Origin of the sequence: Neorhizobium galegae (genome assembly GCF_017877135.1) — a bacterium.
Taxonomy (GTDB): domain Bacteria; phylum Pseudomonadota; class Alphaproteobacteria; order Rhizobiales; family Rhizobiaceae; genus Neorhizobium; species Neorhizobium galegae_A.
Map to the genome: position 1 here is coordinate 370876 of NZ_JAGIPH010000005.1, position 13048 is coordinate 383923.

10 protein-coding genes are annotated in these 13048 nt (G+C 63.1%); 4 read left to right on the plus strand and 6 right to left on the minus strand.

What is annotated here, in order from left to right:
• Nucleotides 1–3 precede the first annotated feature (3 nt).
• Nucleotides 4–5454: an alpha-2-macroglobulin family protein gene (locus J2858_RS16945; RefSeq protein WP_210105992.1), complete on the minus strand. Its 5451-nt coding sequence runs from the start codon at nucleotides 5452–5454 to the stop codon at nucleotides 4–6.
• A 189-nt stretch (nucleotides 5455–5643) separates the two neighbouring features.
• On the opposite strand from J2858_RS16945, the gene J2858_RS16950 reads away from it, so the two are divergent.
• Complete coding sequence (locus J2858_RS16950) at nucleotides 5644–6039, plus strand: winged helix-turn-helix domain-containing protein (RefSeq protein WP_210105993.1); 396 nt, start codon at nucleotides 5644–5646, stop codon at nucleotides 6037–6039.
• Nucleotides 6040–6072: 33 nt separating this feature from the next.
• On the opposite strand, the gene J2858_RS16955 is transcribed toward J2858_RS16950, so the two are convergent.
• From J2858_RS16955 to modA, 4 genes are all read right to left on the minus strand, one after another.
• The gene (locus J2858_RS16955; protein ID WP_210105994.1) at nucleotides 6073–6555 is read right to left on the minus strand and encodes a DUF1003 domain-containing protein; all 483 of its coding nucleotides are present in this window, start codon (nucleotides 6553–6555) and stop codon (nucleotides 6073–6075) included.
• 255 nt (nucleotides 6556–6810) lie between these two features.
• Nucleotides 6811–7878, minus strand: a complete 1068-nt coding sequence (gene modC, locus J2858_RS16960) for a molybdenum ABC transporter ATP-binding protein (RefSeq protein WP_210105995.1) — start codon at nucleotides 7876–7878, stop codon at nucleotides 6811–6813.
• On the minus strand, nucleotides 7875–8576 hold the full coding sequence (gene modB, locus J2858_RS16965) for a molybdate ABC transporter permease subunit (protein WP_210105996.1): 702 nt from the start codon (nucleotides 8574–8576) through the stop codon (nucleotides 7875–7877). Before modB ends, modC begins: the two co-directional genes overlap by 4 nt.
• 57 nt (nucleotides 8577–8633) lie before the next feature.
• Nucleotides 8634–9425 carry a molybdate ABC transporter substrate-binding protein gene (gene modA / locus J2858_RS16970; protein WP_210105997.1) on the minus strand — a complete coding sequence of 264 codons (792 nt, stop codon included), beginning with the start codon at nucleotides 9423–9425 and terminating at the stop codon, nucleotides 8634–8636.
• A gap of 216 nt (nucleotides 9426–9641) precedes the next feature.
• Here modA and J2858_RS16975 point away from each other — a divergent pair, with 216 nt between their 5' ends.
• Nucleotides 9642–10307, plus strand: coding sequence for a sulfite oxidase-like oxidoreductase (locus tag J2858_RS16975; protein WP_210105998.1), 666 nt, complete (start codon nucleotides 9642–9644; stop codon nucleotides 10305–10307).
• A gap of 66 nt (nucleotides 10308–10373) precedes the next feature.
• Here J2858_RS16975 and J2858_RS16980 read toward each other — a convergent pair whose 3' ends face one another.
• Nucleotides 10374–11171 (minus strand): NAD-dependent epimerase/dehydratase family protein, encoded by a 798-nt coding sequence (locus J2858_RS16980; protein WP_210105999.1) that lies wholly within the window; start codon nucleotides 11169–11171, stop codon nucleotides 10374–10376.
• A 148-nt stretch (nucleotides 11172–11319) separates the two neighbouring features.
• On the opposite strand from J2858_RS16980, the gene J2858_RS16985 reads away from it, so the two are divergent.
• A complete protein-coding gene (locus J2858_RS16985; RefSeq protein WP_210106000.1) occupies nucleotides 11320–12072 on the plus strand; it encodes a FadR/GntR family transcriptional regulator in 753 nt (250 codons plus the stop codon).
• 69 nt (nucleotides 12073–12141) lie between these two features.
• On the plus strand, nucleotides 12142–13047 hold the full coding sequence (kdgD, locus tag J2858_RS16990; protein ID WP_210106001.1) for a 5-dehydro-4-deoxyglucarate dehydratase: 906 nt from the start codon (nucleotides 12142–12144) through the stop codon (nucleotides 13045–13047).
• Nucleotide 13048 lies beyond the last annotated feature (1 nt).

The window sequence follows — 13048 nt, forward strand, 5'->3', positions numbered from 1 at the left end:
CCCTTACCGTGCCGGCTCGACCGTCATTCGCCCGGCCGCCGTGCGGGCAGAAAACTGCGGGCGATACATGTCTTCCACCACGGCGGCCGGATGATCATAGGTGCCGGGCGTGACGGCGCGCACCACATAGGCGAGCGTGATCTCGCGGGCATCGCCCTGGGCACGATCAAAGGCGGCGACAAAACGGTCGTTGCGGAATTCCGTATGAGCCGGCTGGACCTCGCCGATCCACTCGAAATTCGTCAGCTGGGCGCTGTCAACAAGGCTTGGATTGTCGATCTCGAAGCCGGCCGGCAGAAGATCCTGGATGAGGATGCGCGACGGCCAGTCGTTCTCCTCGTTGACCGTCAGCACCACCACGTAACGCTGGTTCTGCTGGACGTCGCTGACGCTGACCTCTTCGCCGTCCAGCGTGTAATAGCTGCGGGCAATGGTAAAGCCCGCGCCGCCGGCGGCGGGCGGCTGGCGCGGTGAGGCAATCGTCGTCACCACGGCAGAGACAGGATCCGCAGAGCGGTTGGCGAGGACGACGGAGGCAGACAGAAGCGCCTCGCCGGTCAGGCGCGTACTGTAGCTGCCGGATTTCGCTTCTCCGTTGACTGCAAGTTTCAACCCGTCGTCGCCCTTTTGCCGGGCGCGTGCCGCAAGCAGCATCCAGGCCTGTTCCTGGGTGCTGACATATTTCTTGGTCCGCCATTCCTTGGCGACGATCTGCGACAGCTGGGGCACGATCGGCGGCACCGGTCGGCTTTCGGCGGCAAGCGCCAGCACGGCCGCACCATCGCGCAGCTGCGATCCATAATCGGAGCGCGACAGGCTGACCTTCGTCACCGATGCCTTCTCCGCCATCTGGAAAGCGGAGGCAAACACGGTTTTTGCCCGCTGCGCATCGCCATAAAGCGCAAGCGCCGACGCCAGATGCGCCTTCGACAAGGGCGTGGGGAAATCTCCGAGCATCGTATCGGCATAATAGCGCAGGTCGCTGATCGCCGCCTTGCGGTTGCGCGCAAGCACATAGAGCACGTAAGCGATCTCGCTGCCCTGGTCGCGGATATTGACGTCATAGGCGAGCGCGTTCTGCAGGTTGTCCAGCGCCTGCACGAGCGCCTTTTCCGGCACGTCAAAACCCTGTTCGCGCGCGCGGGTAAGGAAATCGCTGACATAGGCATCCAGCCAGCGATCGCCGCCACCGGGACCCCAGAGACCAAAGCTTCCCGAGGACGACTGGTAGGAGAGCACGCGGTAGATGGCGTCCTGCACCCGCTTCTTCACCGCCGCATCGTCACCCATGCCGTTCTGGCGGTTGAGTTCCGTCAGGTAAAGCAACGGGATGGCGCGGCTCGTCGTCTGTTCCGCACAGCCATAGGGATAGCGGTCGAGCGCCATCAACAGGGCCGGCACATCGAATTCTGCCGAGCGCGTGACATTGAGTGCGACTGACGCGCCGGCAAGTTCGGCATCGGCCAGAAGATTGCCATCCACCGTCAGGCTCTGACCGGGCGCCAGCGCCAGAACCCGTCGCTCCGTCACCGGCAGAACGCCCGGGCGCACCGGAAGATCGAGCCCCTGCGTCAGCTTCGGCAATCCCTCCCCGTCAAGCGTCAGCGTCACCTTGCCGTCGCCCGGCTTTTCCCCCTTCACCTGCAACGTCACGGTCTGCTTGGCGCCGGCGTCCAGCCGCACCGCAGTTGCTGGCGTATCGATGCTGACCGCCTCATTGGACATCACGGACAGGCGATAATTGCCGGCCGGCGCATCGGTATTGGCAATGTCGAGCCTGAGGTTTGCCGTGTCACCCGGCGCCAGGAAGCGCGGCAGGCTCGCCGTCACCACCAGAGGATCGCGGATGACCACGTCCTTCGTCCCGTGGCCAATGCCAGATTTCGTCCAGGCAACCGCCATGACGCGTGCCGTGCCATTGAACTGCGGAATGTCGAAGCTGACCTTCGCCTTGCCTTCAGCATCCAGCTTCACCGGGCCCGAGAAGAAGGCGACAAGCTTTTCCTTCGGCGGACTGCCCTGCAGCGCAACGCTACCACCATCGCCACCGGTTCTGAGACGCCCGGTGGCGCCCAGAGATCCGTCGATCAGGCGACCATAGAGATCGCGGATTTCCAGCCCCAGCTGCCGCTGGCCAAAATACCAAATATCCGGCGCCGGCGGCTCATAGCGGGTGAGGTTGAGAATGCCGACATCGACGGCGGCCACCGTCACATAGGCCTCTTCGGAGGCGCCGGCACCGGCAACCGCAATGTCGATATCGAGCGGCTGACGCGGCAGGGTCTTGTCCGGGCCTGAGAGCGTCACGGACAGATCGCGATCCTCCGGATCCACCGTCAGCCAGGTAATGCCGATGGCGCGCATCGGCATGCGGCTTTCCTGCGCATCGCCGGGCCGGTAAAGCGTTGCCGTCACATAAGCGCCCGCCCCCCAGGCGGCCGTGACCGGAATATCCACCTCACCACCGGTGTCGCCGATTTCGACATTCTGAACAGAAACGAGGTTTTCCGCGCCGCTGGTGATCATCAGCTGGCCGGCATAGCGGCTGGAGACTTTCAGCTTTGCCGTCTCGCCCACCTTGTAGGACGCCTTGTCGAGAGCGATTTCCAGCGCATCCGGCGTCTCGCTGGAGCTTGCCGTCACGAACCAGCCGGCATTGAATTCGACGCTGCTGGCCGGCCCATCCGCCTCGGTGCTCTGGATTTCGAGGCGATAGCGCCCCCATTCCACCGGCACCGCAACCTTGCCGCCATCGGCTGCGGCCACGTTTACCGTGCCGTTTGCCACGAGCTTGGTGCGGTTGACCGGCTCGTAACGCCAGGAGCTTCCCTCGCGATACCACTGATAATCCCGCTCGATGCGCACAAGCTTCCAGGCAAGGCCGCTGGCGGCCTTTTTCTGCCCGTCCTCACCGACCAGGATGACATTGAAATTGCCGACGGAATTTTCCGTAAGGTCGCCCGAAAATTCCGGCTTGATGCCGATGCGTGGGCCATCGGGGCGCACCGGAAGCGTCAGACGGCGCTCCACCGCCCGTCCGCCGCCTTCCTTGAGGCGCACGACGATCTCGGCATCGGTGAGCTGCGTCGTATAGGCAAGCTCGGTGAGGCCGGCATCAAAGCTCGCCTTCCCCTCGTCATCGAGAACATCAAGACCGTCCAGCGGCAGACGTTCAGCTTCGCTTGCCTCTTCATCTGCAAGACCGAAGAGATAGCCCTTGTAGGCTTCGCGAGCGCGGGTGTGCTTCAGAACAATCTCGCCTTCCAGCGACAGGCCGGCGGCCGGCGCACCGTAGAGGTAGCGGCCATCGACATCGACGGGCACTTCGCTGCCCAGCGTGATGTCCTTGGCCGTGCTCGTCAGGTCGAATTCGATGCGATCGGGCACGAAATCATCGACCAGGAAGCGTTTTTCCGAAATCGGCGATCCCTTGGGATCGGTAAACACCTGCATGGTCCAGGTGCCGCGCATGGCGGTTTCCCCAACCGGCAGATCCAGCGCATAGCCGCCAAGCTTGCCGGTGTCGGTCATCCGCCGGTCTTCCACGCCATCCGGGCGCAGGAAGACAAAAGTCAGCGGCAGGTTGTCGATCGATCGTGCCTCGACATCGCGCGCCAGAACAGCGGCATGCACGGTTTCGCCGGGGCGGTAGATGCCGCGCTCCGTATAGGCATAGAGATCGATGGCGCCGGGTGCCGGGCGGCCCGTCACGCCACGGTCTGAGAGATCGAAGCCGGCACGGGTCATGTCGAGAAAGACGTAGTCCCCGCCCGCCTTCATGGCGGTCAGCACGGCAGGCACCATGGCGGATGTGCCGCGGATGAGGCCGGCGCTGAAGGTGGCGCGGCCGTTGTCATCCGTCTTCGCCGTGCCCAGAACCTCGTTGTTCTTCGCAAGCAGCTGCAGATCCACGCCGGCGACCGGCTTGGCGCTAGCAAGCGACCGCACGAACACGTTGAGCCCGTCGGTGCCGGCATAGGTGGAGAGGCCAAGATCAGAGACGACGAACCACTGGGTTGCCCTGTTGTCCCATTCACTGCTGGTCCCGGTGCCGGCAGTGGCTGTCAGCACGTAGACGCCCGGTTTGCGCTCAGGCAGCGCCTCGTCCACCGGAAAGCTCGTCACCACATCCTTGTTGATATCCTGGGCGATCTCGATGCTGCCCTGCCAGACGAGCTGACCACTGCTCGCCTCGATCTGCTCGGCCGAATAGCCGTCCATCTGGGTGAGGAACTGCGAATTGGCCAGAAGCGGCGCGATGTTGCGGTCGCCGATGCGATAAAGCTTCAGATTGGCGCTCGGCGTGTTGACCGACACCAGCGGAATGCCGCGCCGGGCCGTCGATGGCAGAACGAAACTGTCGCCGGTAAAGCGCACCGAGGGCGAGCGATCCTTGACGTAGAGATCGAGATCCACCGCCGCCTCGAGATTTTCGCCGACGGACGATGGAAGCCCGCGCCGCAGCACCAGCTTGTAGCGCTCGCCATGCGCAAGTCCCTCGACGCAGATCTGGCTGTCCTTGGCCTCCAGCGCCTTGGGCGCAGCGCCGTTCAGGGTCACGAAGGGCGCATAGTCAGTGCCAGCCTTTACCAGCGGCTCGGAAAAGGTGACGCAGGCGCGCGGACTTGCGCTATCGGCATCGATCGTATGCTCGGTCACGCGAAAGCCGAAGCGGGTACGCAGATCATCGAGCCGCGCCTGGACAGTGCGCGCCGGCACCAGCGCCACGCTTTCTTTCAGCGCCGTGATGGCGGCACGATGGTTTTCCTGCCGCTCCAGCGCCTCGGCGAGAAGCGCCAGCGTCTGCGCACGCGTCTGGGCCGTGCGCGACACGGAATAGGCGTTGACGGCGGCAAGCACCGCCTTGGCCGTCATGTCGGACTTGTCCTTCACCGAATTGGCCGCCCGCGCCGCCTCGCTCCACAGCGATGAATCGTCCGGCTCAATGGCAAGGGCCGCAAGATAGGCCGTCACCGCAGCCTCCGCATCGCCGCCGACAAACTCCACCTGGGCGAGCGCCTTCAGGCTTTCGAGCCCCTGGCCCTCAAGCTCCGAGGGGACTTCAAGCTGATCGCGAAGGGCTGCCGCCTCCTGAAGGGTCTCCGGCGTCAGGAAGGAGAGTTTTGCGGCAGCGCCAATATCGGGATCCGCGGCATCCGTCACGACCTTGCCCGCCACGGCACCGGCAAAATCGTTGCGCTGGCTGTAATCGGATTTGAGGAAACACCATTTGGCCTTCACGTTGTAGGTGAAGGCACGGCAGGATTTATCGGCGAGACAGGCGGTCTCACACTGGTCAAGCGGCACGTTCTTGACGGTGCGCAGGTCGAAACCGACATAATCGGCATCCTCCACCGTCTCGATCCGGCGTTCGCTTTGCTGGGAAAAGACCGGCACTGCCAGCAAGAGGCCTGCGACAAGAGCGGATAGGCCCAGTGAAACGCGCTTAGACATGAAGGTCCTCCCCGGCACGTGGCGTTCGACGGGCTGAAGTCTTCTTTCGTCAGAAGATGCTTGTCAATGCGATACTTACTTTCATTCCAAATGCGCGCGGGCATTTCAGACAAGCGCGCTGGTCTGGCGCCGGCAGGCTTGATAAACCATTGTCGGCTCCGCAGGAGAGAGCGCAAGGACCGCCGGATCATGCAGCACGACGTCAGCAATGCCCCGAAGATCATTCTGCGGCTGGATTTTCCGCCGGCAGACCGGCTGGGGCGCGGCAAGATTGAGCTTCTGGAGCATATCCGCGAGACCGGCTCGATTTCCGCCGCGGGGCGGGCAATGGACATGTCCTATCGCCGCGCCTGGCTCCTGGTCGACGCACTGAACCATATGTTCGATCAGCCCGCCGTGGAACCGCAGCGGGGTGGCAAACAGGGCGGTGGAGCCCAATTGACGGCCTTCGGCGAGGAGCTGATCATCCGCTTCCGCACCATGCAGCAAAAAGCCGAGGCCGCCATGGCAGACGACCTCGACTGGTTCATGAGCCGGACAATCGCTCCGGCGGGCGGGGCGCCTGCGCAAACATCCTCACGCTGAGACTGTTTGCGCAGATGTCCAGGCGAGGACACTTCAGTTGACGGCTGCCTGCTCGTCATTTGCCGATGCTGCTGTGCCCAGCTGCAGGCGGATCAGCATGGCAAGATCGCCCGAGAGGGCATCCACCTTGGCATGCAGATTGGCGATCTCGGCTTCCGAGCGCAGGTTGGTTTCATAATCCAGCCGTGCAGCCAGCCGATCCTTGGCGGCCTGGCGGTTCTGGCTCATCATGATGACCGGGGCCTGCAAAGCGGCCACCATGGACAGCATCAGGTTCAGGAAGATGTAGGGGAACGGGTCGAAGGCATTGGCGGCCAGAACCACCGAATTCAGAATTGCCCAGGCAATCAGGAAAATGCTGAAGCCGATGATGAAGCTCCACGAACCGCCGATGGCGGCGACGCGGTCAGCCAGACGGTCGCCGAAGGTCGAGCGTTCGGCAAAGATTTCGTTCGGGTCCTTGCTGACGCCCGGACGACGCAGATGGGCTGCGAAAAAACGGATGGTTGCGTTCATGCTCACCTCCTTGGACGACCGGCCGTTTGCGGCGGTCGCAGGAGGCTGACACCAATCAGCTCAATGCGGCAGCCACAAACGGCGCGGTCAATCGACTATGATCGTTGCTCGGCATGATCCCCTCGGGGGTCGGTTCTAAAGGAAAGACGCACGAAGCGTGCGCCAGATCGAGGTAGTCCTGCCGGCGGCGTTCGTCAAATGGAAAATCACGAGCCTTGTGCACTGCGGCAGAGCCTCAAATTCACATTTTCGAGATCAATGCGGATCAAGGGCTACGGTCTTGATGATGGCATGCACGCTGCGTCCGGGCATCAGGTTGAGCCGGGCGACGGACTGCGTCGTAATGCGCGACTGGACACGTTCCTCGCCACAAGCAAGCTCGATATCGGCAGCACCCTCGCCGGCCGGCACGATGGACAGGATCCGCCCCTCCAGCACGTTGAGCGCACTGATGCCCTCCGGCCGCTGCGTTGCCAGCAGCACTTCCCGCGCCGGAATATGGACGCGCAGCGGACGCCCCGTTTCGAGCCCTCCGCGCGGCACCACCAGCTCGACACCGGCAAAGCCGATGACCGCAAGGCCCGATACGGCATCAATGGAGAGGACCCGGCCCGACAGCACGCTGCCCGCCTCGCGCCCGGTCGCCTCGAAGGCACCCTTCAGCATCTCGGAGGCGCTGCCGCTTGCCGCCACACGACCCTCGGCCAGCACCACCACGCGGTCCGCCAGGCGCGCCACTTCAGACACCGAGTGGCTGACATAGAGAATGGGAAGGTCGAGTTCGTCGCGCAGGCGCTCGAGATAGGGCAGGATTTCGGCCTTGCGCGCCTCATCGAGTGCCGACAGAGGCTCATCCATCAGCAGCATGCGCGGGGCAGACAACAGCGCGCGGCCAATCGCCACCCGCTGCTTTTCGCCGCCGGAAAGATTGCCCGGCCAGCGATCGAGAAGAGCGCCGATGCCCAGCATGTCGAGCACCCGGTCCATGCCGTCACGCCTTGCACCCGCGCCTGCAAACCAGCGGCCATAGGCGAGATTCTGGCGCACGCTCATATGCGGAAAGAGGCGCGGCTCCTGAAACACATAACCGAAGCGACGCCGATGCGCCGGCACCGCCACGCGGGCATCCGTATCGACCAGCACCTCGCCATCGAGCACCACGCGCCCGCTGTCAGGCGCGACCAGCCCGCCCACGATGCGCAGCACCGATGTCTTGCCCGAGCCGGACCGGCCGAACAGGGCCGTCACGCCCCGCGCGGAGGAAAACGACACATCGAGTGAAAACGTCCCTTGCCGATGGCGAATGTCGACGGACAGCGTCATTGCGCATGGATCCTTTTGCCGATCATCCGCGAGAGCGCTTCCGATGCCAGAAGGGCAGCCATGGAAAGCACGATGGCAACCAGCGTCAGCCTCAGGGCGCCCGCATCGCCGCCCGGCACCTGGGTAAAGGTATAGATGGCGGCAGACAGCGTCTGCGTCTCCCCGGGAATGTTGGAGACGAAGGTGATCGTTGCACCGAACTCCCCCATGGCCTTGGCAAAGGCGAGGATCATGCCGGCCACGACGCCCGGCAGCATCAGCGGCAGCGTGACGGTTAGGAACACGAAGAGCGGCGAGGCGCCAAGCGTGCCGGCGGCTTCCTCCAGCTTGGCATCCACCGCCTCGATCGACAGGCGGATGGAGCGTACCATCAGCGGAAAGCCCATGACGGCGCAGGCCAGGGCCGCCCCTGTCCAACGGAAGGAGAGCACGATGCCGAAGTGATCTGCGAGAAAGGCGCCGATCGGTCCGCGCCGGCCAAACAGAATGAGCAGAATATAGCCGGTCACCACCGGCGGCAGGATGAGCGGAAGGTGGACCAGCCCGTTCAGCAGCGACTTTCCCCAGAAACGGCCACGCGCCAGCACATAGGCTGTGAGAACGCCGAATGGCAGGCTGGCGACCATGGCGACGACCGACACCTGAAGACTGAGACGAATGGCCGCCCATTCCTCGGGGCTTAATGAAAATGCGTCCAAATCCGGCACCTGCAACACATCCGGCAATGACAACGGCACGTCGCCTGCAGCTTCACCCTACTTCAGAAAGGCAAAGCCCTGCGACTGGAAAAATGGCGCAGCCTTTGGTGATTTGAGGAAATCGAGATAGGCGGCGACGGAGGGGTTACTCGACTCGCTGAGTGCTGCGACCGGATAGATGATCGGCGGATGCGTATCCTGCGGAAAAGTGCCGACGATTGAAACGCCCGGATCGGCCGCCGCATCCGTCTGGTAGACGATGCCATAGGCCGCTTCCCCGCGCGACACCAGCGCCAGCGCGCCGCGGACATTTTCAGCGCCCGCAACCTTTGACGCGACGGTGCTCCAGACGCCAAGCTTTTCCAGCGCCGCCTTGCCGTATTTACCGGCCGGAACGCTGTCGACAGACCCCATGGCCAGGCGACTGTCGCCCAGCAATTCGGCAAGATCGAAGCCGGGCCTGATATCGACCGGCTTTGCCTTCTCCTTCGGCGCCACAAGAACGATGCGGTTTCCGACGAGGTTGCTGCGCGTGTCGGGTGCGATCAATTGCTTGCCGGCGAGATAATCCATCCAGTCGAGATCGGCCGAAATGAACACATCGGCCGGCGCACCCGCTTCGATCTGTTTGGCAAGCGCCGAACTTGCCGCATAGGAGGTGGTCACCTCGACGCCCGTATCCGCGCGGTAAGCGGCATTGGCCGCATCCAGCGCGTTCTTCATGCTGGCGGCGGCAAAGACGGTGATCTTTTCCGCGGCCAAAGCCGGAGCGGTCGCCGAAAGGCAGGTGAAGCCGAGAGCGGCAAAGGCTGAAAGGAGGCTGGCAAGGCACTGGCGGCGGGTCGGCATGGCGTCTCCTATGGATATATTTGTCAAAACATATCGCATTCGCCGCAAATCGCCAGCGTTATATTTCTGGAAATACAGCCATTCGCGTTGCTCTCTCTTCGACTGGACAGCCGTTCCGGGAGCAGGCACATTCAAGCCGCGTGTCCGAAGGTCAAACCCGGAACGATCGGCAAAGGCCACCGTTTTCTGGACACAACAGAGACAAGGATCACCCCCATGGCGGACGAGACGTCAGACCCGCAAGCCACGAAGCTGACGAATACCAAGCGCAAATGGGCCGCCGAAGGGCGGTTTCTGACTGGGCGCATCAGCCGGCCGGAGACCGACCGCCTGCCGCCCGGCCAGCATCTCGTCAAAAACTGGCCCGTGCTGGATCTTGGCCAGCAACCGCAGATTTCCGAACTGCAATGGCGGCTGGATGTGCGCGGCGCGGTGGAAAACACCCTGACGCTGGACTGGGCAGGCTTTCTGTCTTTGCCGCAGAGCCAGTCGCTCTCCGACATTCACTGCGTCACCACCTGGTCTCGCTACGACAACCGCTGGCAGGGCGTGATGGTGGGCGACCTGCTCGATCTCGTCCACCCGACGCCGGAGGCAAATGCGGTGATGCTGACGAGTTTCGACGGCTATACGACGAACCTTCTTCTCTCCGATTTCGCCGCCGCCGACGCGCTTCTGGCAACGCACTGGGAGGGAGAGCCGATCAGCCGCGAGCATGGCGGCCCGATGCGGCTTGTGGTGCCGCATCTCTACTTCTGGAAAAGCGCCAAGTGGCTGACGCGGATCGAGTTCATCCGCGAGGACAGGCCCGGTTTCTGGGAAAAGAACGGCTATCACCTGCGCGGCGACCCCTGGGCCGAGCAGCGCTACTCCGAGGATTGATCGCCGGCATTCCGGCGCGGGCAGTTGCGCGGGAATGGGGACACAGGCTGACATGCGCTGAAGGCGTCAGGTTTCCGGGAAGATCGGGTCCTTCACGAAATTGCCGCCCTGATAGACATTGAGCGGTGCCGCCGGGTCCTGCTTGCCAAGCGTCGCATCCAGTTCGGCGCGGAAATGCTCGGCATTGTCCTTCGGCTTCCAGCCGAGATAGGCCGCATGGGAATTGTCCCACCAGCGGCTGTCATTGTTGGACACACCCCAGATGATCGGGCAGCCCAGCATGGGCGCGCGGAAGATGCATTCGATCATCGAGCGGAAATCGTCATAGGACATCCAGGTCGCCAGCATGCGGTGGTTGCTGGGTTTTTCCATGCAGCTGCCGATGCGCACCAGCGCGGTTTCCTGGCCGAATTTTTCGAAATACATGCGGGCGAGCGCCTCGCCAAAACATTTCGACACGCCATAAAGCCCGTCAGGCCGCATCGGTGCCGTCGCATCGATATGCTGGTCCTGCCGGTAAAAGCCGACCGTGTGGTTGGAGCTGGCAAACAGAATGCGCGGATGGCCGTTGGCGCGGGCGGCTTCATAGAGGTTGAAGAGCCCGAGCAGGTTGGCATTGAGGATCTTCGAAAACTTGTCCTCGACCGAAATGCCACCGAGATGCACGATGCCATCGCACCCTTCGACCAGCCGGTGGACCGCATCGGCATCGCCCAGATCACACTGCACAAGCTCTTCGTTTTCGCTGGCTGTGCCCAGATCGCTGATGTCGGACAGACGCAGCGTTTCGGCAAGCGGTGCGAGCCGCGTGCGCATGGCCCGGCCAAGCGCCCCGGCCGCGCCGGTGATCAACAGTCGTTTCAATAAAACCTCCCTGGATGGCGCTCGGGACGGACTTGTAACCCTGCCATGAAATTTATCATACATGTTGGCAGCCGGTCGTCAACACGGTACAGATATCTCAGACAGGCAGCACTGCGGGATCACCGGCAATCTCACGAAAGGGGCACGGATGAGCACGACCACCAAGGAAAGAGCCGGCGGCGGCTCCGTCACGCTTGCGGCAAAGCTTGGCGATACGTTGCGCCAGGCCATTCTAGCGGGCCAGTTTGCGCCGGGCAGCAAGCTGCCAAGCGAGGCGCAACTCGGCGAAACGCATGGGGTGAGCCGCACCGTCGTGCGCGAGGCCATCGCGGCCCTTCGCGCCGACAAGCTTGTCGAAGCCCGCCAGGGCGCGGGCGTCTTCGTGCTCGACCCGCCAGGCCCCCTGACGCCAAGCCCGATGTCGATCGAAAACATCGACCATGCCCGGGTTTCCTCCGTCATCGAGTTCCTTGAGCTGCGCACCGCCGTGGAGGTGGAGGCGGCGGGCCTTGCCGCCGTGCGCCGCTCACCGGCACAGGAGGAGATCATCCTTGACTGTCATTACGCGGTGCAGGCGGGCCTTGAAGCCGGAAAGCCGACCAGCGACGCGGATTTCGCCCTGCATCTGGCCATTGCCGAGGCCACCAACAATGCCCGCTTCCGGGATTTCCTGTCGATGATCGGCAAGAGCGTCATCCCGCGCGCCGCCCTGCGCAACGAGGAGAGCGAGGCGGACCAGGCAGCCTATATCAAGCTCATCACGGATGAGCACAGCGCGATCGTCATTGCGATCTCGGCAGGCGACGAAGAAGCCGCCCGCGAGGCGATGCGCCGCCATTTGCGCGGCAGCCAGGCCCGCTATCGGGCGCTTCTGCGCGAGCAAAGGCAATTCGTCAGATAAATTATTGACACATGTATACCCAACATGTACGACAAATAGCGGAGGAACGTCCACAGAGGAAATACCATCATGACGCCACAAGAGATCAAGGCGGCGCTTGGCGCTGGCCTTCTGTCCTTCCCCGTGACCCATTTTGATGCGGAAGGCCAGTTCCAGCCGGAAAGCTATCGCCGCCATGTCGAGTGGCTGTCGGGGTATGATGCCCCCGTTCTGTTTGCCGCAGGCGGCACCGGCGAGTTCTTCTCGCTGTCTCCCGATGAAATTCCAGGCATCGTCGCCGCCGCCAAGGAAGCCGCCGGCGATACCGCCATCGTGTCCGGCTGCGGCTTCGGCAGCCATGTCGGCGTGGAACTGGCAAAGTCCGTCGAAAAGGCAGGCGCCGATGGCATCCTGCTTCTGCCGCATTATCTCATCGATGCGCCGCAGGAAGGCCTTTACCAGCACGTCAAGAAGATCTGCCAGTCCGTCGGCATCGGCGTCATGGTCTACAACCGCGACAATTCCGTTCTCTCCGTCGACACCCTGAAGCGCCTGTGTGACGAATGCCCGAACCTCGTCGGCTTCAAGGACGGCACCGGCGATATCGGCCTCGTGCGCCAGGTCACCGCCACCATGGGCGATCGGCTGACCTATCTCGGCGGCATGCCGACGGCAGAACTCTTTGCCGAAGCCTATCTCGGCGCCGGCTTCACCACCTATTCGTCTGCCGTGTTCAACTTCGTGCCCGGTCTTGCGGTGGAATTCTACAAGGCACTGCGCGCCGGTAACCGCGAGCGGTGCGAAGAGATCCTGCGCGATTTCTTCTATCCCTTCATGGCCATTCGCAATCGCCGCAAGGGCTATGCGGTGGCCGCCATCAAGGCCGGCGTGCGCCTGCAGGGCTTTGATGCGGGTAAAGTTCGCCCGCCGCTCGATGACCTGACCCGCGAGGAAGAAGACATGCTGCTGAACCTCATCGGCCCCTGGAAGCGCTAGG